Here is a 685-nt window from a genome sequence, read left to right as displayed (position 1 = left end):
ACGATGCCCGTGACATTGCCGTTGGAGACCAGCAGGAAACGCGACAGGTCGCTCATCAGCATGCCTTCCGGCGCGCGATAGAGGGCTGCCATCACGTCGAAGCGCGGCAGCGTCGTGTTGAACTCCTTCTTCAGCCGCTCGCGCAGCTCGGCCTCGATCGTGCGCGAGGCTCGCAGCAGCCTGATCCACAGCCGCAAGCGGTCCTTGCCGGGTCCCGACGGCGCGGGCAGGGGGCCGGCTACCATGTTTCGCCTCCTGAGATGGAAATCGCCTGTCCGGTTATCGACTGGGCGGCGTCGCCGCACAGCCACAGCACGGCGGCGGCGACCTCATCCGGCTGGATGAAGCGGCCTTGCGGGTTGGTCGAGGCGAGGCTTGACCGCGCTTGCTCGACCGAGCGGCCGGTCTTCTCGATGATGCGCTGGATGGACTCTTCCAGCATTTCGGTTTCCACAAAGCCTGGGCACACGGCGTTGACGGTGACGCCCGATTTCGCCGTTTCGGCGGCAAGAGCCCGCATCAGGCCAACGACGCCATGCTTGGCGGCGACGTAAGACGCGACGTAGGCGTAACCTTTCAGGCCGGCGGTCGAGGCGATGAAAACAATTCGTCCCGTCTTCCGCGCGGCCATGCCGGCCAGCGCCGGCTTCACCGTCAGGAAGGCGCCGGTCAGATTGACGTCGAG

2 pseudogenes (1 of these 2 running past the window's edge) are annotated in these 685 nt (G+C 65.8%); both read right to left on the bottom strand.

Annotated elements, in window-relative coordinates:
• Positions 1-245 (bottom strand): annotated as a pseudogene (locus EOC06_RS21425) (MarR family transcriptional regulator); the annotation flags it as partial.
• Positions 239-685, bottom strand: a pseudogene (locus EOC06_RS21420) (SDR family NAD(P)-dependent oxidoreductase) (it continues 341 nt past the right edge of the window). The pseudogenes EOC06_RS21425 and EOC06_RS21420, both read right to left, overlap by 7 nt.

Origin of the sequence: Mesorhizobium sp. M7A.F.Ca.MR.362.00.0.0 (assembly GCF_004023175.1) — a bacterium.
Lineage (GTDB): Bacteria > Pseudomonadota > Alphaproteobacteria > Rhizobiales > Rhizobiaceae > Mesorhizobium.
The sequence above is the reverse complement of the archived record's forward strand: the minus strand, read 5'-3'. Positions and strand labels throughout refer to the sequence as shown.